The sequence below is a fragment of the Bacillus sp. FJAT-52991 genome, from assembly GCF_037201805.1.
GTDB lineage: Bacteria > Bacillota > Bacilli > Bacillales > Domibacillaceae > Bacillus_CE > Bacillus_CE kandeliae.
Genome location: NZ_CP147404.1, coordinates 1,740,923 through 1,760,312, shown reverse-complemented (window position 1 = coordinate 1,760,312; position 19,390 = coordinate 1,740,923). Strand labels below are relative to the sequence as shown.

The 19,390-nt window shown below is 36.6% G+C and carries 21 protein-coding genes, 1 pseudogene and 1 riboswitch; of the genes and pseudogenes, 12 read left to right on the top strand and 10 right to left on the bottom strand.

Annotated features, from left to right (window positions below; translation table 11 throughout):
* Positions 1 to 126 precede the first annotated feature (126 nt).
* A riboswitch (purine riboswitch) is annotated at positions 127 to 226 on the top strand.
* Positions 227 to 294: 68 nt separating this feature from the next.
* From add to WDJ61_RS08925, 6 genes are all read left to right on the top strand, one after another.
* On the top strand, positions 295 to 1,296 hold the full coding sequence (gene add / locus WDJ61_RS08950) for an adenosine deaminase (RefSeq protein WP_338754564.1): 1,002 nt from the start codon (positions 295 to 297) through the stop codon (positions 1,294 to 1,296).
* Positions 1,297 to 1,603: 307 nt separating this feature from the next.
* The gene (locus WDJ61_RS08945; RefSeq protein WP_338754562.1) at positions 1,604 to 1,993 is read left to right on the top strand and encodes a GntR family transcriptional regulator; all 390 of its coding nucleotides are present in this window, start codon (positions 1,604 to 1,606) and stop codon (positions 1,991 to 1,993) included.
* Positions 1,986 to 2,885, top strand: coding sequence for an ABC transporter ATP-binding protein (locus tag WDJ61_RS08940; protein WP_338754560.1), 900 nt, complete (start codon positions 1,986 to 1,988; stop codon positions 2,883 to 2,885). The genes WDJ61_RS08945 and WDJ61_RS08940 overlap by 8 nt, the downstream gene beginning before the upstream one ends.
* Positions 2,860 to 4,818, top strand: a complete 1,959-nt coding sequence (locus WDJ61_RS08935) for a DUF6449 domain-containing protein (protein WP_338754558.1) — start codon at positions 2,860 to 2,862, stop codon at positions 4,816 to 4,818. The genes WDJ61_RS08940 and WDJ61_RS08935 overlap by 26 nt, the downstream gene beginning before the upstream one ends.
* A gap of 196 nt (positions 4,819 to 5,014) precedes the next feature.
* Positions 5,015 to 5,158: a YrzI family small protein gene (locus WDJ61_RS08930; protein ID WP_338754557.1), complete on the top strand. Its 144-nt coding sequence runs from the start codon at positions 5,015 to 5,017 to the stop codon at positions 5,156 to 5,158.
* 281 nt (positions 5,159 to 5,439) lie between these two features.
* On the top strand, positions 5,440 to 6,102 hold the full coding sequence (locus tag WDJ61_RS08925; protein WP_338754556.1) for a hypothetical protein: 663 nt from the start codon (positions 5,440 to 5,442) through the stop codon (positions 6,100 to 6,102).
* A gap of 34 nt (positions 6,103 to 6,136) precedes the next feature.
* On the opposite strand, the gene WDJ61_RS08920 is transcribed toward WDJ61_RS08925, so the two are convergent.
* Genes WDJ61_RS08920 through WDJ61_RS08905 form a run of 4 tightly spaced genes read right to left on the bottom strand, consistent with a single transcriptional unit; the run spans position 6,137 to position 9,400 of the window.
* Complete coding sequence (locus WDJ61_RS08920) at positions 6,137 to 6,835, bottom strand: ABC transporter ATP-binding protein (RefSeq protein WP_338754554.1); 699 nt, start codon at positions 6,833 to 6,835, stop codon at positions 6,137 to 6,139.
* On the bottom strand, positions 6,832 to 7,665 hold the full coding sequence (locus WDJ61_RS08915) for an ABC transporter permease (RefSeq protein WP_338754553.1): 834 nt from the start codon (positions 7,663 to 7,665) through the stop codon (positions 6,832 to 6,834). Before WDJ61_RS08915 ends, WDJ61_RS08920 begins: the two co-directional genes overlap by 4 nt.
* On the bottom strand, positions 7,647 to 8,102 hold the full coding sequence (locus WDJ61_RS08910) for a nitrous oxide reductase accessory protein NosL (RefSeq protein WP_338754551.1): 456 nt from the start codon (positions 8,100 to 8,102) through the stop codon (positions 7,647 to 7,649). Before WDJ61_RS08910 ends, WDJ61_RS08915 begins: the two co-directional genes overlap by 19 nt.
* Entirely contained in the window at positions 8,102 to 9,400 is a 1,299-nt protein-coding gene (locus WDJ61_RS08905; protein WP_338754549.1) for a nitrous oxide reductase family maturation protein NosD, read from the bottom strand. Before WDJ61_RS08905 ends, WDJ61_RS08910 begins: the two co-directional genes overlap by 1 nt.
* Before the next feature lie 156 nt (positions 9,401 to 9,556).
* Between WDJ61_RS08905 and WDJ61_RS08900 the strand changes: the two genes are divergently transcribed.
* Both WDJ61_RS08900 and WDJ61_RS08895 read left to right on the top strand, forming a co-directional pair.
* Positions 9,557 to 10,774: an MFS transporter gene (locus WDJ61_RS08900; protein ID WP_338754749.1), complete on the top strand. Its 1,218-nt coding sequence runs from the start codon at positions 9,557 to 9,559 to the stop codon at positions 10,772 to 10,774.
* Between the two features lie 243 nt (positions 10,775 to 11,017).
* Positions 11,018 to 11,473 carry a GNAT family N-acetyltransferase gene (locus tag WDJ61_RS08895; protein WP_338754547.1) on the top strand — a complete coding sequence of 152 codons (456 nt, stop codon included), beginning with the start codon at positions 11,018 to 11,020 and terminating at the stop codon, positions 11,471 to 11,473.
* Between the two features lie 121 nt (positions 11,474 to 11,594).
* Here the strand turns inward: WDJ61_RS08895 and murJ are convergent, their stop codons facing one another.
* From murJ to WDJ61_RS08875, 4 genes and pseudogenes are all read right to left on the bottom strand, one after another.
* A complete protein-coding gene (gene murJ / locus WDJ61_RS08890) occupies positions 11,595 to 13,109 on the bottom strand; it encodes a murein biosynthesis integral membrane protein MurJ (RefSeq protein ID WP_338754546.1) in 1,515 nt (504 codons plus the stop codon).
* Positions 13,110 to 13,351: 242 nt separating this feature from the next.
* Positions 13,352 to 14,554 (bottom strand): MFS transporter, encoded by a 1,203-nt coding sequence (locus tag WDJ61_RS08885; RefSeq protein WP_338754545.1) that lies wholly within the window; start codon positions 14,552 to 14,554, stop codon positions 13,352 to 13,354.
* A 25-nt stretch (positions 14,555 to 14,579) separates the two neighbouring features.
* On the bottom strand, positions 14,580 to 15,170 hold the full coding sequence (locus tag WDJ61_RS08880) for a TetR/AcrR family transcriptional regulator (protein WP_338754544.1): 591 nt from the start codon (positions 15,168 to 15,170) through the stop codon (positions 14,580 to 14,582).
* 90 nt (positions 15,171 to 15,260) lie between these two features.
* A pseudogene (locus WDJ61_RS08875) lies at positions 15,261 to 15,681 on the bottom strand (Tn3 family transposase); the annotation flags it as partial.
* Between the two features lie 138 nt (positions 15,682 to 15,819).
* On the opposite strand from WDJ61_RS08875, the gene WDJ61_RS08870 reads away from it, so the two are divergent.
* Both WDJ61_RS08870 and WDJ61_RS08865 read left to right on the top strand, forming a co-directional pair.
* Positions 15,820 to 16,452 carry a TetR/AcrR family transcriptional regulator gene (locus tag WDJ61_RS08870; protein ID WP_338754543.1) on the top strand — a complete coding sequence of 211 codons (633 nt, stop codon included), beginning with the start codon at positions 15,820 to 15,822 and terminating at the stop codon, positions 16,450 to 16,452.
* Positions 16,453 to 16,572: 120 nt separating this feature from the next.
* On the top strand, positions 16,573 to 17,259 hold the full coding sequence (locus WDJ61_RS08865; protein ID WP_338754542.1) for a M23 family metallopeptidase: 687 nt from the start codon (positions 16,573 to 16,575) through the stop codon (positions 17,257 to 17,259).
* Positions 17,260 to 17,375: 116 nt separating this feature from the next.
* Here WDJ61_RS08865 and WDJ61_RS08860 read toward each other — a convergent pair whose 3' ends face one another.
* Positions 17,376 to 17,732, bottom strand: a complete 357-nt coding sequence (locus tag WDJ61_RS08860; RefSeq protein ID WP_338754541.1) for a GIY-YIG nuclease family protein — start codon at positions 17,730 to 17,732, stop codon at positions 17,376 to 17,378.
* Between the two features lie 18 nt (positions 17,733 to 17,750).
* A complete protein-coding gene (locus WDJ61_RS08855; protein WP_338754540.1) occupies positions 17,751 to 18,506 on the bottom strand; it encodes a DUF2087 domain-containing protein in 756 nt (251 codons plus the stop codon).
* Between the two features lie 440 nt (positions 18,507 to 18,946).
* Here WDJ61_RS08855 and WDJ61_RS08850 point away from each other — a divergent pair, with 440 nt between their 5' ends.
* Together WDJ61_RS08850 and WDJ61_RS08845 are read left to right on the top strand one after the other, a co-directional pair.
* Entirely contained in the window at positions 18,947 to 19,078 is a 132-nt protein-coding gene (locus WDJ61_RS08850) for a hypothetical protein (RefSeq protein WP_338754539.1), read from the top strand.
* A gap of 24 nt (positions 19,079 to 19,102) precedes the next feature.
* Positions 19,103 to 19,339 carry a hypothetical protein gene (locus WDJ61_RS08845; protein WP_338754538.1) on the top strand — a complete coding sequence of 79 codons (237 nt, stop codon included), beginning with the start codon at positions 19,103 to 19,105 and terminating at the stop codon, positions 19,337 to 19,339.
* Positions 19,340 to 19,390 lie beyond the last annotated feature (51 nt).

Below are 19,390 nucleotides of genomic sequence, written 5' to 3'. Positions count from 1 at the left end.
CCCCGTAATATGGGGGGGCTTTGTCATGTAGGGGGGAAATACTTAAATGAGTTTAGGGAATCTGGACATTCGTTAAATGACATTCCCCTACTTGACAATATAAATAAATTCAATTATCCTTTTACAAAATCGATTAAAAAATTTTTTCGTATAACTCCAATAATATGGTTTGGAGGTTTCTACCAGGAACCAATAATTCCTGATTACGGAGAAGGTACATGTACTTGTATTTTCTCTGTGATCAGGAATTTTTTTGTTTTTATTTTTCAACTAACATAAAACTAGGAGGAAGTTATGAATTTTGTAGAGTTGCCTAAAATCGAACTTCATTGTCATTTAGATGGAAGTCTTAGATCTGAAACAATAATTGACATAGCAAAGAGAGAGGACATTAATATACCATCTTATAATATTGAAGAGATCCAGAGAGAAATCACGGCGCCATTAGAATGTGAATCTCTTGATGAATATTTAGAAAAATTTGCAATTCCTAATTTAGTCATGCAGTCAAAAGAGAGCCTAAGAAGAATTTCCTTTGAGCTTTTTGAAGATGCTGCAAAGGAAAATGTGAAATATATGGAGGTTAGATTTGCTCCTTTACTTCACACTCAGAGAGGCTTGGATGTAGAAGAAATCATACAAAGTGTTTTAGATGGAATGAAGAAAGCAGAAAATAAATACGATATAAAAGGAAATATAATACTCTCATGTATGAGAACGATGTCTGTAGAGAGTGCCTTTGATGTAGTAGAAAGGGGAGCTAAATTCCTAGGAAAGGGCGTCGTTGCTATAGATTTATGCGCTTCTGAAGAGGAAGGATTTTGTGAAAAGTTCATAGAACCTATAAAATTAGCTAAAGAATATGGCTATCGAGTAACGATTCATGCTGGTGAAACGGGCATAGGTAAAAATGTACTAGAAGCCATTGAACTTTTAGGTGCTGAAAGAATAGGACATGGAGTATTTATTAAGGATTGCGATGAAGCATACAGAATAGTTAGGAAACAACAAGTTGTGCTTGAAATGTGTCCGACAAGTAACGTTCAAACAAAAGCGGTAAACAATTATCATGAACATCCGATCTATCATTTTCATAAGGATGGAATAAAAGTAACAATTAATACGGATAACAGAACGGTATCAGCTACAAATATGGCAAATGAATGTAATATTGTATTCAAGGAATTTAATATTAGTTTTGAAGATTATAAACAAATTTATTTGAATAGTGTCGAAGCCTGCTTTGCCGATTTAGAGACAAAAACAATGCTGAAAAAGTATATGCACAGAAAATAAAAAGTTGCCTAAACCTAGTAAGTAAATCGCTCCCCGAATCTTGGATGCTAATAAAAGTCCATGATTCGGGGCTTTTTATGCTTTTAAAGATACTTCCTCGGTAGGGTGCGTTTTCCTTATCCTTGTAAATACACATTCAGCAATTCGTTGCAGTTTCTGTTCTTCCTCTGACAAAAGAATAAGAAAAATAACGACCAATCTTTCTCAAAGTTTTCCACCTGAATCAAAAAAAGGATTGAAAAACAAACTGTATTAAGTGTATTATTTAAATTAATACAGTTGATACAGTGAAAGGAGGTATTTGAGTGTGATTGTTCTTGATATTAAAAGTCGGAAACCTATCTATGAACAGCTGACAGAGAAAATAAAGGAAATGATTATGCACAATGTTTTTCAACCAGATGAACAGCTTCCTTCTGTTCGACAACTAGCAGGTGACCTAGCGATTAATCCGAATACCATTCAAAAGGCATATAGAGAGTTAGAACGGGAAGGATTTATTTATTCTCTTCCTGGAAAAGGAAACTTCGTTAAAGCTCAAAAAAATACTGGGAATGAACAGAGGGTGAAGCAATTGAAAAATGAATTATTAGCCTTAATTTCCGAAGCATTATATTTAGGAATTAGTAAAAAAGAAATAACGGAATTAGCAGAGAAAGCGGAACAGAGCATAAAAGGAGGGAAGAGCTTTGATTAAAGTTCGTGATTTGACAAAAGTCTTTAGACATTCAAAGGCTTTAGCTCAAGTAAATTTAACCGTGGCAAAAGGCTCTGTTTTCGGATTACTTGGGTCAAACGGGGCAGGGAAGACCACGTTGTTAAAAGCCATAGCAGGCATTATTGATCCAGATAGCGGAAAAGTATGTGTGAATGGTCAGGAAGTAGCTAATCATCCAGAATTAAAGCAGGAAGTTTTATTTCTACCCGATATCCCTTACTTTTTTGCTCAATATACGATTAAGCAAATGGCCTATTTTTATCAGCAAGTGTATCAAAAATGGAATCAGCATCGCTTTGAACAATTAGGAAACGTTTTTGACCTTCCTTTACATGTAAGGCTACATCAATTATCAAAAGGAAAGCAACGCCAGGCCGCTTTTTGGTTCGCTTTATGCTGCATGCCGGATTATTTACTATTAGATGAACCTTTAGATGGATTAGATCTTGTCATGAGAAAGAAAATTAAGCAGCTGTTAATGGAGGATGTGGCAGAGAGGAATATGACAATTCTTATTTCTTCTCATAATTTACGGGAGCTTGAAGATATTTGTGATCATGTAGCTATTTTACATCAAGGGACTGTTTTGTTAGAGAGAGAACTGGATGAATTAAAAAGTAATTTACACAAAATCCAAGTCGCTTTTCGAGGAGAGATCCCTTCGCAATTTTTGGATAAAATCAATATCATTCATCACGATCAACGTGGCAGCATCCATATTTTCATCGTCAAAGGAAAAGAGAAAAAAATTCATGCCGATGTTTCTGTCTTCGATCCATTGCTATTAGATGTGCTGCCGATCACTCTTGAGGAAATATTCTCATACGAAATGGAGGAAGCAGGATATGGTGTCAACAATTTTGTTTTTTAATCAAGGCATTTGGAGACAGAAGGCGAAAGTATTAGGCTGGCTCAGTTTGCTTTACTTTCTTTCTCTATTTTTCATCGTTCCTTTGCAGCTGATCATAAAGCATACGAATGACGAGGGGCCGTTCATTAATGACCTTTCATCCGTATTTCAATTATCAACTGATATGCAAACGATGCTGATTATAACAGCTCCGGTCGCCTTTGCTATTTTTGCCTTCCGTTATTTGCATGTCAAAGCCGCTGCTGATTTTATGCATAGTTTACCAGTTTCGCGATCGACTTTATTTTATCAATACACGATATGTGGATTCATTTTTATGATGATTCCGATTGTAGCAACGGCTTTAGTCCTTACTGTGAGTCAATGGATGATTGGTATCAATTATTTCTCGGCTTCTGAGATATTGATTTGGATCGGCTTTACGCTGTTTTGGAACTTCGTCATTTATTCGGCAGCCATTTTCTCAGGGATGCTCACAGGGATGTCCATTATGCAAATCTTGTTCACATATGCCCTGTTTCTTTTGCCAAGTGGATTTATCATATTATCGGTTTATAACCTTAAATTTTTACTTCATGGGTTTTCTGCTGAATACTATTTAACTTTTAATCTCGAACGTTTTATCATTTTTTCTCGCATTTATTCTGCGACTGACCTTCCATTACAATGGTGGGAATGGCTCATTTATAGCGGCATTGCGATCCTATTCTTACTTGTCGCATTAATAGCCTATAAACGTCGGCCAACTGAAACAGCGACACTCGCCCTTGCTTTTCCGAAACTGCGTCCATTGTTTGTCTATAGCTGTACGTTTTTGGCGATGTTATTCGGTGGTCTGTACTTTAGTACCATCCAGTACACTTTGCCTTGGATTGCATTTGGGCTAATTACTTTCTCATTTTTAAGCTATTTTGCTGCTAGAATGATTGTTGAAAAAACAACGAGAGTATTCATCTATTGGAAAGGTTACTTATTTTTTATTGGAGCTATCCTGTTATTAAGCCTGTCCATTCATACTTTAGATGGAACATATGAAAATAAGATTCCAGATGTCACGAAAATAGAAGAAGCTTATTTTTCTGATGGAATCTATGGATCCAATCATGTTGGTCTTGTAGGCACAAATGAAATCCAGCCTTCAAATTTTTACAAGGATCCAGTGAACGTGAAGAAAATCACTGAGTTTCATCAGCAAGCAATTAAAAACAAATCCTATCAGTTAAAAGACGTTACCCCCGTCGTCTTTTCTTATAAAACAGATAACGGAAAGAAAATCATCCGAGAATATAATGTTCCTGTCGATCAATACGATCAATGGCTTAATGAAATAGCTGGTTCAGAAGAATTTAAATATAATCAATACCCTTTATTAAGTATGGATAATAACAATATTGATAGTATTGATTTCTCGTCGGAGTTATTTTATAACAAACACTTAACACTTACAAATCCGAAACAAATGAACGAACTGGTCGCATTGCTAAAAGAAGAAATGAAGAAAGAAAATCTAATAAAGACAAAGAATACAAATGTTTGGGGTGCGATTTCTATTTATTTTGACGACGAGAAAGCCATATATGTACCTTGGAAAAAAGTTTATCATGATGTCGAGAAATGGCTTGAAGAAGAAGGATTATTAGAGCAGGCAAGAGTAATGCCTCATGATATCGGCTATGCTGTCGTATTTGAAACATTAAATAGCGAAGATCCTTATGCTTCTATTGATGAATACGGTCAAGTGAAACCTTCTATCAACCAAATAAAAATAAAAGATAAGGGGCAAATTGAGAAATTACTTCCGATTGCTAATACAGGGGAAGAAAATGACTCCTACACAATCGCTTATTATGGAAAAAATGATATGTCTCCAATATTCGAACAAATCAGTAAAGAAGAGGCTCCATCATTCATAAAAAAACAGTTATCGAAGTAATGTAGAGAGAGGGAAAACCTCTCTCTATATTTTTTTCAAAAATTAATAGCATTTTAAAGACGGTTTGGATATAATTAGAAAGGTGAGAATTATCTTTCAATTCTATTTTCGTCAGACACGTGTTCTGGAACTGGTCAGCTTTCACATACTTCCGAGGCAGAAGCTTTCATTGCTCGCTGAAAGGAGGTGAGAAGGAATGACGATCAATCTTATTTTTGTCATTATCACGATTAAAAAACGTGAAAAAACCGTGGAAGAGTATATCCATGAACAACGTGTAGAAGAGATTTATGACGAGATGCGAAACAAGCAACAAGAACAAATGAATCACCTATTTTAATCCAACTATGGAAATGAGAAAGGAGAATGTCTTATGATTAACTTACAACCGATTCAATCTAAATGGAAAGCTGCACTTTATATTAGGAAAGACTCTGCCTAGTGAAACTGACCAGTCATAACACTGGATGTTATGCGAAAAACCCCCAATGGAAATAACCGTTGGGGGTTTCCTATTTTTAGTTTTTTTACCACTTCATCAAATCATCTCACTTTCTTCATTCTTTTCTCACAATTTCTTCCTATACTTAACATGTAGAAACAATATAGGGGGAATACAAAATGAAGAAAAAATTGTATGTATTAACTGCTGCTGCAGCATTAAGTCTGGCGGCTTGCTCTAGCAATGAAAAAGCGGAGGAGCCTAAACCAGCAACGGAAGAAAAAGCGGCAACCGAACAACAAGCGGAGACGACTCCAACAGAAGAAGTAAAAGAAGAAACGGCTCATCAGCATGAAGATGGCGAACCTAATGAAAAGTCAACATGTGCTTTTTGTGATATGAAAGCCTATATGAAGAGCGAAGACATGGGGCAATTTACAGCCAAAATTGTTACAGAAGATGGCGAGACGCTTTTCTTTGACGATATCGGCTGTATGCTGAACTATGAAAGAGATGCAGATAAACCTGCAAAAGAACAATTTGTTCGTGATTTTAACGGTTTAGATTGGGTGTCATTCGATGAAGCAAAAATCATGAAAACAGACGTGAAAACACCGATGAACTACGGTTTTGCCTTTTTCAAAGATGAGGAAAGTGTGAATACATTTACAACGAAACACCAAAATGCCACACCAGCAACAGTGGAAGATATCGATCAAATAGCTCATGAACGCTATATGAAAAAGAAACAAAAGCAAGAGCAAGAGGGCGACATGAAACACGGTGAAGGCGAGCATGGCGATATGAAGCAAGAAGAAGAGATGAAGCACGAAGCTCAATAAATAATAAAAAACCCGGCGTATCAAGCCGGGTTTTTTATTTGCTATATTCTTTAAACAAAGCTTCATCAAGAGAAGCATGTTGCTGTAATAATGTCTGCACCTTTTGATGAACGAGTAAACGGCCATCCTGTAAAAATGCCAGTGTATCCGCTAATTCCTCAACGACAGATAATATATGTGTTGTAAAAAGAATCGTCTGTCCCTGATTCTTTTTCTCCACAATGATTTCTTTCATACGATGCACCCAGTATGGATCGAGGCCATTAGTTGGCTCATCTAAAATTAAAATAGGGGCCTGTGATAGCAAGCTTTGAGCAAAGGATATCCGCTGCTGCATCCCTTTTGAATACGATTTCACTTTCTTATCGGCATGCTCACTTAATCCAACAAGGGCAAGTAGTTCATTCACTTGGTGGCGATCCGCATTTTGTAAATCTGCAAAATACGTTAACGTTTCCCGGCCGGTTAATAAGGGAGGAGCCGATAAGTCATCCGGCATATAAGCAAACTGCGAACGAAAATCTGCTTTCTTATCTCCTGATTTCTGGCCATTTAATAAAATCTCTCCAGTATCTGGCGTATAAATACCTGTCATCATTTTAATGATCGTACTTTTTCCCGCTCCATTGCCCCCACAGAGAGCGATACATTCCCCAGCATCAACAGTAAATGATAGAGGATGAATCACCTGTTTTTTATGAAAAGATTTACTAACTTCACGAAAGTTAATCATAATGTTTTCCCTCGATTCATCAGAAAGTTGGCGAGCAATAGGGGGGTGACCGTCCAAATTAGGCAAGCAATCACGAACATAACGACTCCAGCGCCGCCTTCCGCCCAAACCGTAAAATCATAAACAGAGGGACCAAAGATAGTGCCGCTTCCAAGAAATAAAACGGTAAATACGCGAATCAGCTCCACAGGATTCAAAAAAACGGAGACGGTAAGAATCGGTAAAACCATTGTCGGCCCAACAATCATCGTCGCAGCCATAATAATAAATTCATAAAAAAGGACAAAAAACGCCCATGAAAATAACCCCATTCCTAATGCTTGAAGCCGTCCTGTTGCCATAATTCCAGTTAATAGAGATAAAGATAAAAACATCAGAACTAATAACACCGAAATCCCCAAGAAGACGAATAACAACGAAAAGTTACTTCCGGACGCTTGAAAAAACAACAAGGCCGATACGCCATAACCTAGCAGTAAAACAAAAATAAGCGACACCGCAAGACCAATATATTTTCCCACAATCACAGACATCGAAGACAGGGGATAAGTGAGCAGTAAGCCTAAACGACCATCCTCTTTTTCTCCGGCAATAAGCAAACTACCGACAAGTAACGTTAATAATGGAAGTAAAAACAGCGAAAGATTCAATAAACTAGCAGTACTTCTAGTAAACCCATCAAATTCGCCGCTAGACTGACCAGTAAAAAAAATAATGATGCCAGCAAGCAACGTAAACAAGCCAGCAAACACAAGAAGCCATTTACTTCTAAAAGCTAATTTCATTTCATGACGGGCAATCGTCCAAGCTGTCACTGTTGGCCACCCCAATCATGCTTCATGACCTCCTCTAACGTCATGATTTCACCTTTTCCTTCCTTTTTCATATAGTCTTCAGCTGAGGACTGATCGGAAAAAGAAACGACACCATAAGCCATTGGCGTCCAATAGTCTTTATTGTATAGAAAAGTAGCTTTATTCAATTTCACCCAATCACCACTTAAAGCATCTCGAACATACTTTTCTCCAATTGTCTTCTCATCCTGCTCATTTAAATACTCCACCATACAACCGATATCATCAAATGTTTCTACCGATCCGTCCTTTAAAAGCACTTCTGTTGCATATTGAGACTCTGTAATACTCATATTACAAACATCACAGACATCAATATCTGGATTAATCTCTACTGGTTCATACGTTTGTTCTTTTCCGCAAGCCGTCAACAGCATCGCAGAAGCAGCCATTCCTAAAAATATACGGTTCACTATGATTCTCTCCTTTTCTTCCTCCATATGTACATCGTCATCCCTACAGGAATCATCAATAGAAGTAAATATGGAATCTCAAATTCTTTCGCACGCTTGACTACTGGAAACCGATCTACGTTACCACTATCACTTTGAAGTGAAAACATTTTCTCCACTGATTGCCAAACGGTCATAGCAGGGCTTTCAAAGTAAAACTGTAAATGCGGATACTGGTGAAGAAGTTCACTATAGCCAGAGCTACCATTATAGGCAACTTCACCAATTCCATCGCCATTCAAATCATAAGAATGATAATCATCCCAATAATTCCCCATCTTGCCATCATCAAGAGGGAAGGGCTCTCCCGTCAGCTTCGTTTGAATAATATTTCCTTCAAAATGGTTCTCACTCAGTTTAATGTCGCTATTCTTTCCTTCTGTAATGAGGCCGATATAATTGCCAGCGATGAGATTGTTCTTTACAGAAACACGACTTGAAGATTGAAGCGACAAGCCATTATGATTATAAAGTAGCTTGTTATTATGTAATTGAACGTCTTCTGTTTCATAAATTAATACGCCAAATCCTCGGTAATTCAGCTGCTTTTCAAAAAGGTTCTCTTGAATGTCAATTCCTTTAGAATTCATCGCCATAATCCCATTAATATTGTTAAAAAAATGATTGTTGTCTACGAAATTATTAGATGAAAACATAAAATGAGTCGCATATCTGGATTCACTGATGGTATTATTTACGATCTGATTATTAGAAGATTCATCTAAATAAATACCGTCTTGCACGTTAGTCATCTCATTTTCAACCATTTGATTATCCTTAGTCGCTAACAAATGAATCCCATTCCCACGTGTAGAAAAATGCCCCGGATAGCTGGAAAAATGATTGTTAGCTATCGTATGAGAACCGCCCCCTCTGATGAACACTCCATTGTGAACATTGTTAAATGTATTTTTACTGATCGTGGCTGTGTTCACTTTATCTAATAGAATGCCTGCTTGCTGAGCTCCTTTTCCGGAATGTTGAATGGTCACACCATGGATCGTTACGTCGTCTGCTTGAACCGTGACCACGTTGTCACTTTTCCCTCCGTCAATAACCGCTCCTTTTTCTCCTGTGATCGTCAGCGGCTTATCAATGACGACAGGACCTTCGTATAATCCGCGTTCTAAGTGAATTTCAGACCTTGCTGGGGCATCATCTATTAACTTTTGCAAATCTACTTGTGTGTCCGCTTTCACCACACTGAAGCTAAAAGGGAAGAGGAATAACCAACTAGTCAGTGCTACCACTTTTTTCATTCGGTCACATCCTTTCCTTCTTTTTTTACTATACAATTGTGAAGTATCAAAGAAATAATAGCGAAACTTCTATGAAATCTGTTTTTTTGAGTGAGACAGACAAAATAAAGGAGATCGACTATAATGGATAAAATAGAGAAGAAGGGAGTTGAAATCATGTCAGTTGCAGCAAAACAAATGTCTGTCGGTCAAGCGACCACTTATAGTATTTTATTTGCGATTAGCGGCGGTCATTTCATTAATGATTCCATTCAAGCGGTCGTTCCGGCGATGTTTCCGATTTTAGAGAAGTCTCATTCTCTTTCCTACGCTCAGCTCGGCTGGATCGCCTTTGTGTTAAACATTACTTCTTCGTTAATGCAGCCAGTGTTTGGCGCAGTCGCCGACAGGAAACCACAACCCTATTTATTGCCGATTGGGATGGGACTTTCTATGCTAGGCGTCATTGCATTTAGCTTATCACCTAATTTTTACTCACTCTTATTCTCCGTTCTGTTTATCGGGCTTGGTTCAGCTGTTTTTCATCCAGAAGGCTCACGTGTTGCTTTTATGGCGGCAGGACAAAAGAGAGGATTAGCCCAATCGATTTATCAAATGGGGGGGAACGGGGGACAGTCGCTCGCTCCGATCTTTACAGCCTTTATTTTCGTCCCGCTAGGTCAAAAAGGAGCGTTGTTATTTGCTGGCGTTACAGCCATAGGAGTTCTTTTACTTTATCGTGTCTCTACTTGGTATAAACATAGACTTGAAATAAGTGAAATAACGAAGAGAAATCAGCGTGCATCCGTTAAGAAAAAATTACATAAAAGTATCAAATGGGCCATGGTCCTATTAATCTTTTTTGTATTTGCTCGGTCATGGTACGCAGCCGCTATAACAAACTTCTATCAATTTTACTTAATTGAAAACTATGGACTGTCTATCAAAGAAGCTCAACTATACTTATTTGTCTACATGGCCGCTGGTGTGGCCGGTACGTTTCTTGGTGGACCACTAGCGGATCGCTTCGGCCGGAAAAAGATTCTCGTCTTTTCGATGCTAGGAGCTGCTCCATTAGCTGCGGCCTTACCTTATGTACCTCTTGCCTTCGTATTGCCGCTGTTTTTTCTTATTGGATTTATTTTACTTTCCAGTTTCAGCGTCTCTGTCGTATACGCCCAGGAGCTACTGCCAGAAAAAGTGGGCACGGTATCTGGCTTAATCGTCGGACTTGCCTTTGGAATGGGCGCGATTGGTTCTGTATTCTTTGGGGTTTTAGCCGATCACTATAGCTTAAAGTTGATCATGATTCTTGCTAGTCTTTTACCACTTTTAGGAGTGAGTGCTTTAGCGTTGCCAGGAGATGAAAAGGTAAGAAAATTAAATAGAGGATAGGCGAAAAAACAGGAGATACACACTAAATTCTCCTGTTTTTTTAATTCCTTTTCACATGTATTTACTGATGAATAAATTATTCCTTTCTGTATAAAAAATCGGGTTTAAAAAAGGAATACACCTGATTCTTGCTGTATTGAAAAAATTAACTTGATTAATGACTTAAATCAAATAAACATCTTCTTCCAAATCAATTGGATTCGGCATGAAACTTGCAAATGTAAACAAAAGGGAGGAGATTTTATGAATACAACCAATTTAAGTATTCAAATCAGGAAAATAGAAAAGAAAGACGTACCACAATTACTACCTCTTATATATGAATACATTGTAAATTTTTATCAATGTCCTCGTCCAAGTGAAGAGGCACTAAAAAAATTAGTCAACCATTTGCTGGACCATCCTTCAGAAGGTATTCAATTTGTGGCAGAGACGGGGACAAATCAATTAGTTGGGTTTGTTATGTTTAATACGTTAGAAGCAAAACGAATGGCTTTTTTATATGATTTATTTGTATCGCCTACTATAAGAGGACAAAAGATCGGTGAACGATTATTCGAAACTTGCCTTTCTTACATGCGGGCAAATGATTATTCCCATATGGCCTGGGAAACGGCACATGACAATATCGTTGCCCAGGCGTTATATGACAAAATGGGAGCAAAAAAAGATGTTTGGTTGAATTATGAAATAAAGTAAAAAATTTTAGTTAATGTATTTTCTGCAACCACCCTATAGAAAAATTACAAAATAAAGAATCTATATCGAACATAACCAACCCCAGTGGAATATGTATTTCCACTGGGGTTGGTTATATAATTCATTTTCTCTTTCTCATGAATCCTACTAGGCGATTAAATCCAATAGGATAAATCCACCTTAAACTCACTACATACACCACTACCCCAATTAATGCTAAGATTGCTAATTGAAATAGTGAATACCAATCTTCCATTGGCAAGATCATTTTTGCTTCCCATACGATGAATCCCATGATCATAGTCGGAATCAATACACGCCAACACATGTGAAAAAAGCGCCGAAGCTCCGCCAACCCCAAATCTTTATACACAACTAACATAGATAGAATGAAAAAATAGATCGACACCATTGAGGCAGAAAAAGCAAGAGAAAGGTAGCCGAATTTATCTACTAGCATCCAGTTCAGCATTAAATTTAAGAAAATAGTCGTTACACTGATCCGAAACACAACAGACGTTTTTCCTCTAGCATACATCGATTTAGACAAAATCAGCTGCATCCCTTGAAAAACGATGGTTGGCGCATACCACAAGAGCGCCATATATGTTTGATCGGTATGCTTAGCCGTGAATTTTTCTCCTTCAAAAATAAAAGAAATAGCCGCATCGCCGACAAGCGCTAAACCAACAGCGACAGGTAATAAGATGACGAGAGAAATTTCCATTCCTTTAAAGAAGGTATCTTTAAAAGCCTTTTCATCAGCTGTTTGTTCAGACATTAAGGTAAAAAAAATGGTCACAAGAGTTGTGGCATAAATCGCATTCGGTATACTTGTCACCATAGAAGCATTGTTCAAGTAGGTCACTGCCTCATCAAACGTTCCGGATGCAAATGATTTATTCACAAGAACATTGACTTGACCTACGGCTGAATTTAAAAGCGAAGGGATAAGCAAAATCATAAACGCTTTTCTGAAATCCGGTTCTATAGTTAACTCAGGTTTCCATTGATAGTCTGATTTTTCTAAATACAATGTCTGAAGAAGAACACCTAACACTGTACCTGTCACAAATCCATAAGCTACCGCATAAATCCCCCAAGCATCACTAAAGAAAACCGCAAACAAAGCGGCTAACAAGGTAGCAAGTAGCTTAGCAATTTGAGAAGGGACAAAAATCCGGCGAGATTGTAAATAAGAATCAAGTAGCGCACTTAAGGCGATAAACACCATAAACATAAAAAATATTTGCGTAATATGAACAGCAATTGGTTCAGCGGCGGCTGACATACGAGGGAAGATGAGCGGAACGAACCAAGGAGATCCGTACCAACCAACTATGCTGATAATCACAAAGATTACTATTATCCGATTCAACAAACCATTGGCATTCTGATCGGTTAAGTCAATCCCTTCATGCTTTCGTTTTATGTATATCGGCAAAAAAACATTATTAAATCCTGTGGCGATCATCGCAATCACCACTGTGATAAATGAAAAAGCAATCGAATAACCAGCCATCTCAGCGGATGGTCCAAACTCCTTTACAATGATCGATTCTCGCACTAATCCTGATAGCTTCAACACTAATGCAAGAATCATCGTCCATAAAGCTGTTTTTTTGAATTTTGTCATACATTCACCTGTAAAAAAATTATTAGAGTAACAATTTATGTAAAAAACAAACATCCTTTAATATATAACATCTTTCTATTAATATGTAAAGATATTACAAAAGTAAAAAAATAACCCACTAGGGGTCTTGGCAGAAAAACGCGGAAAATATACGCTAAGATAATTTCTAGATGAAAAAAGCCGATTTTCCTTATGCTAAGGAATCGGCTCTAAATTTTATCATGAGTAACAATCTTTTGTAATTATTTCGCTAAGCTTTCTGTCAATTGTGTTTCTTTCCAAATGACTGTAAGACCGAGGCCAATGACCATAATGACAGCAGCGAAGAGGAAAGGGTAGTTGATGTTTACGTCAAAAAGCATTCCGCCTATTGCTGGACCGACGATATTACCTAAGCTTGTATAAGTTGAGTTCATGCCAGCAACAAATCCTTGCTCTTTCTCGGCCGCTTTTGATAAAAATGTCGTCAATGCCGGGCGAAGCAAGTCAAATGCGAGAAAGATGAAACAAGTTACAGCTAATATGGCCAAATAGCTTGAGATCACGGTAGTCACCACCGCCAATATTGCACCTATAATTAAACACAATTGGATCAGTTTCTTTTCACCGAGTTTATCAACCATTTTTCCAAACATAAATACTTGTACAACAACGCCGAAGATTGAGCTTATTGTAATAATAGTGGCGATATCTTTTGGCGTGAAGCCGAATTTATGATCAGAATATAGGCTAAAGACCGTTTCATATGCTGATAAACCGAAAGAGAGTACAAATACAATGATAAATGCAATAAAGTAAAGCGGATGAAATGATTTTTTTAAATCGCTTATAAAGTTCGATTGCTTTTTATTAGCAGAAATTTCTTCAAGCTGTTCTTTTGTTAGTGGTTCTTTTAAAATAAATATGGATGAAATACATGCTAAAAAGGCAATAGCTGCAGCAAAGAAGAAGGGGAGGCGTACACCGAACTCTGCAATAAAACCACCGATGCCAGGTCCGATAATAAAGCCAGTGCTAATGGCGGCAGAAACATAGCCCATCACTTTTGGTCTTTCCTGAACGGATGTAATATCTGCAACATATGCAGTAACGCCTGGCATAATAAAGGCGGCACTGACTCCTCCTAGCATCCTTGATATATAAAGCATATATACATTCGTACCTAAACCAAAAATAATTTCTGAAATACCATAAATGAATAAGCCTATGACGATGATTTTCTTTCTTCCATAAATGTCAACCCATCGTCCTGCGAATGGTGACATAATTAGTTGTGCCATCGCGAAGATAGCAACAAGACTCCCCATCGTTTTTCCTGATAAATTCATCATATCCATAAAAGACGGCATCACGGGGATAATGAGACTAATTCCTAGAAATGCAATGAATAAATTGCATAAAAGAATAATTAATACCGTCTTTTGTTCTTTTATTGTTTTCTCCATATATTAACACCTCTTGATGTAAGAATCATTTATGTGAAATACCTCTCCAAAATACTGTCCAAGCGGCTTCTAATTTTTCCTTCAGCTGTTTCTCATCATTGCCGTATACAAGTTCCAGCATAATGGAATCTAACACTCCTAGAAAGGCAAAGGTCGGCGTTTTTGCTGCGTCTTCAACTATTAATTTAGCATCGATCCAATTCTGAAATTTACTTTCCAGTATAGCCTGCACCTGTTCCTCAATATCGCTTACTTCCTGTTCGATTGCTTTTGCAAGATGTGCTGGAGGAAAAAAAGACATTCGAAGCCAAAACTTTAACTGCTCATTTTTTTGGAAAAGATCGACTTCCAATTTTAGAAATCCGTATAAATCTTTTTTTGGATCTTGTGAATCAATTTTACTGAAATATTGGAGGTATGAAGATAGCTCCGTCTCTTTCGCATCACGTAAAACTTGTAAAAAAAGATCATCCTTTCCTTTAAAATGCGCGTAAATGGATTGCTTTTTCATACCGACTTCTTCAGCTATTAGAGAAAGAGATGCCCCTTCATAACCGTACATTGTAAAATATTTTAGCGCTGCTTCCTTAATTTTATCGCTTTTCAATATACTCACCTCATATTTAACGAACGTTCGTCAGTTATATTATCAAATTAAATAAATATAAGCAAGTGAATAGTGGATTGAGATTATGAATGGACTTGGAAGGGCAGCCATGATAATGATTGTTTCTTCCTTATCTGGTTTCCGATTATTAGAAGCGCTCATGAAAGCCTGTTAGATGAGCAACATCCATAAGTAAATCGGTTAATTTTATTCTTGGTAGCATCTGATAAAGATTTGCACTAAATTTCTTTGCTTCTTCTGGAACATCTTTTTCTAAGTGTGAAATTGATAGCTTTCCTTTTTCAAGAGAAACTCCATTTAACCTGTTGGAATTGGCAGATAACCACTTTAGTCTTTCATTAAGGCTACAAGTTCTCTCTGTCATATAATTTTCGAATGATGAACTAACTGATAACCTTGTATTCCCCTTCGTTTGATTCCATATTTCCTCTGGAAACAAATATTCTTCAAAATCTCTATATTGTCTACTGCCCACCATGGAAACATCACCAGCCTGAACAATGAGTACGCCTATCATAGCAAATAAAACTACATCATAGTTGCAGTGTGTCTTTACTTTGACCTTATAGGTAAACATGTATATAATGAAATTAACCTAATAGGTAAAATCTCATTTCTTATAAAGGAGGGACAGATGTTGACAAAGTTATTAGATTTAAACCCTCAAAGGAGGGACGCTATTCTAAATGCAGCATTAAAAGAATTTTCATCAAAGGGGTATGACGAAGCTTCAACAAATGTAATCGCAAAAGAAGCCGGAATTTCTAAAGCTCTTATGTTCCACTATGTAAGTAGCAAGCAGGAGCTTTTTCTTGTTGTGTATGATTACTTCTATGACCTAATTAAAAATGAATATCTTGAATTGATGAATTATGATGAAAAAGATATTTTTGACAGGTTGCATCAATCATATCTTTTGCAAATTAAATTATCGGAAAAGTACCCTTGGATTTTGGAGTTTAATAAACTTTCACGAACTACTAATTCCAACGAGGTTAATGAGGAACTCGAAAATAGAACACACAAAGAACATTCAAGCTGTTATCCTAAATTATTTGATGAAATAGATGAAGCTAAATTTAGAGTAGGGTTGGATATTGAAAAGTGCAAACAATTTATCCTCTGGGCTAATGTTGGATTTACTAATGAAATATTAGAGGATATTAGAAATTCAGAATCTCCGGCTATAAACTATGAACTCGTTGTTGAAAAACTTGATGGATATTTTGATGAACTGAGAAAAGTATTCTACACGTCAAGCAATGAATAAGCGGCGTTCAACAAAAAAAAACGTATGCCTGTACTTATCAGTATCGTACTGGCACTTACCCTTGTGGCACTAGTCATTTTCAATAATGCAGGTAAAGAATCGATAGAGGAGGGATATGAGATGATTGATGCGCGTGAGCCGATAATTGTAAGGTCTCCTTTGAGGGGAGAATGGCACTCTCCTAACACTCCAGGGACAAAAATTCCGAGTCATGGCACAAACAAATTAGGATCAAGATATGCTTATGACTTTATACAAGTGGATTGGGAAAGAAAGGGTTGGCCCGCTTATCGCGTTAGTTTGGCGCAATATCTACTTTTTGGGGTTCCCTTAGATGAATATTATTGTTGGGGGCAAGAAGTATATGCTCCCTGCGACGGGATCATTGTCAAAGCAGAGGATGGTTATAAAGAACGAACACGAACAAAATTGCTTTCAGATATGTCTAACGCTTATAAAAATGCTCATTATTTCGACCCGAAAAAAGACGACATACAATCAATTGCTGGCAACTATATCATTATAGAATGTGGCGACAATGTATATGCTGGATTAGTCCATCTTCAAACAGGGTCAATTCAGGTTTCAGTTGGTCAGAATGTAAAAAAAGGTGACGTTATTGGTAGAGTGGGTCATTCAGGTAACTCCTTTGCTCCACATTTGCATTTTCAACTTATGGATAGTAGTGACATAGCTACTGCAAACGGATTGCCTTTTGCTTTTGAACAATACGAATTATTTAAAAATGGAACATGGGAAAAAGTAAATAATGGGATTCCAACAAATAAGGATAGAATAAGATTTTAAAAATCCAATGAATGGGAATAAATTAAAACTGCATAAAGGGTACCGTCAGGAAAATGGGCTTAGCGTTGTAAATCCGCATTTTTCTGACGGGACTTCTATAAGGCATTTAAAATGTATTAACAGGATTTTTTGCGGTTATATCCCCGTTCTTCATATGGTTGAAGTTGTTCTAACCATTTCTTTTCAATTTCTGATAAGGCTTCTTTCTCATTAAAATACGGGTCATCTTGCTTTTTAAGTATTTCTAAGACTTCAAAAGTGAAAGCATTTTTCCCAAGTTGACTCCATTCTTCTTGAAGCTCTTTATTGGAATGACTATCCGTTTCAAGCATTAATTTTAGCCCATTTAAGGTTTTTAAATTTTTAGTGCTTCCAATAAAGATTTTTCCATTCTCATTATTTTTAATTTGATATACACCAGCTTCAACAGTTATTTCTTTATACATCTGCTTAAGTTGTTTTTTACGGTCCATACTATTTACTTCCTTTCATTATTTTTTCAACCAATATTGACTACCATCTGCTTTACGATCAACCAATCCATATTCGATTAAATATCTTCTGATCATGACATAATCATCGTAAATATCTTTCAAAATTTGATTTAATTCCTTTTCATCATAGATTCGTTCACTTTCTAAGTTCTTCGTGATTTCCCGAAGAACAATAAGTCGCTGCTTTTCCTTTGGAGGAAACTTCTCCAAACCTCCTTCTAGTCCTTCAGGCAAGAACTTTTGAATGACTTTCTCTTGTTCTTCTTGTGTAATATCGTATCGATCATCGACCATTTTTGCCGTTTTATGAGGAGGGATAAAGGCTGGTGCATACTGGTCTTTTTCTTTGAATAGTTCCATAATGGCCAAAAAGATCTTTGCTTGACGTTCTTTCTCTTTTAAAGAAAAACGGTGATGTCTAATCGTAGAGATACTTCCAATGCCCATTTCCGCTTGGACTTCTTTGTCTGTTTTGCCTTGATAAAAAAGACGAAGGAGTTGATTTTGATGATCAGTAATACCTGTTAGTTTTTTATCCAGTCCAATTAAGTATTTAAATACCGATTGGTGAGTACTCTCAATATGAACACGCATATACCTTTCTGCTTCATAAAGCATATTCTCGTAAGGATAAATAACACCCTTTTCTATTTTCTTGCCGCATAGCAGACAAATGTAAGAATCTTTTTCCTCAATATATCCTCGTTTTAATTCTGTTAATGAGGCATTCCAAAAAAAATCTGATATCTCCATTGTGTAAACACATCCAATCATTTTTTAAATAACAAACACATAATATAAATATTTGGTTAATAACAAACATATTAATATAAAGTTTATCGACTGTCAATCAGATGAATAAATTAACCACAAATATGTTTGTATATAAACAAACATACTTGAACAAAGTTTATGTTTGCAAAAATACAACTTTAAATAATCTACCCCCTAGATCCATAACTTCTAGCAAAAAATAAAAAACATCAATTTTTCAGAGAGTGTTAGAGCAATCTATCAATACTAACAGGAAGCACTTTAAAGGCTACGAAGAGTCTGATAATGGTACAATAATGTTTATCTAGTAAATATGTCTTGAACGAATCCAGAAAGGAGAAGCAAAATGACGAAGATTTTCCCTTATCTTGGAGAGCAGGAGCTTTATCCGAACGAGGATAATTGAAGAGAAAGAGGCAATGATAGTGATCACATTAATTGAGAATAATATTTGGAAGGTAGAGTTAGAAGAGAAGAAAAAGACATTCCGTTTTAAAATCAGTCATACCAATGTAATTGAAATCACCTCAGCTTATATAGAGTTAGACTGAGAGATTCTCCTTTTAGCACAACAAATGCTACACGCTATAGTACTAGAAATTAATCAAGGCAAGAAAAGAAGTAAGTTCGATTCGCTTGAACTTTTGGAAGACACTCAAGGAGATTTTCTTGTGACAATTGATCTAGAGAAATATCATGAATTTACATTTAATTTCATGAATTACTCTTCGGATTTCCAATTAGAATTAAAAGGATATGCTACTGATGTATTTCAACTCAAAACAGCTATTGATTTACTGGTGCAGAAATGAGGATTTTTCTAAACTGAAAATTCCGTTAAATACCATGTAACACTAGTGGGG